The organism is Cellulomonas sp., assembly GCF_017744555.1.
GTDB lineage: Bacteria > Actinomycetota > Actinomycetes > Actinomycetales > Cellulomonadaceae > Cellulomonas.
In genome coordinates this window covers 1-655 of sequence record NZ_JAGIBD010000116.1, presented here as the reverse complement: position 1 = coordinate 655, position 655 = coordinate 1, and the positions used below count along the sequence as shown (strand labels likewise).

Below are 655 nucleotides of genomic sequence, written 5' to 3'. Positions count from 1 at the left end.
AGGTTGGCCTGGTAGACGAGCCCGTCGCGCACGTGACCGCGCACGCGGTCGACCGCGGCGACGTAGGCGTCACGGTCGAGCGACGTGGTCCACGCACCGGGGGCCGGGCCGCGCCACGTCGCCGGGTCGACGGTGGCCCGGTCGGGTCCGACGCGTGCGAACCGCCACGCGTCGACGCGGCCCTCGAACTCCCCCACGAGCGCCCACCAGCCGGGTGTCGCGAGCGCGTCGGTGCGGGCGCGCAGGTCCGCGTGCTCGACGACGCCGATCGCGCGACGACCGCCGAACCACGCGACGCCGGGCGCCACGGGGGCGGGCGGGATGGCGGGCGCGGGCACGGCCCCAACCTACCGACGCGACCCACCGGACCCGCGGCACGACCACGTCGCGGCACCCTCCCGCGACGCCCGGACGAACGGGGCGCGACCGCCCGGTGACCTGCGGCTGGACCGTCAGCACACTCTCCCGCGCCCGTCACGCGGACACGCCGGAGGGCCGGTGTGACGACGCGCTCAGCGAGCCGGTTGGACTCTCCCCGAGTTTGTCGTCTAGAGTCTTCGACGCACCAGGAAACGCCGGTGAAACGGCGAGACCAGGCGTGCGGACGTGGCTCAGTGGTAGAGCATCACCTTGCCAAGGTGAGGGTCGCGGGTTC

The 655-nt window shown here is 74.8% G+C and carries 1 pseudogene; it reads right to left on the bottom strand.

The features are described from left to right. Window positions 1-338, bottom strand: a pseudogene (locus J7523_RS20455) (anthranilate synthase component I family protein); the annotation flags it as partial. Window positions 339-655: the final 317 nt, after the last annotated feature.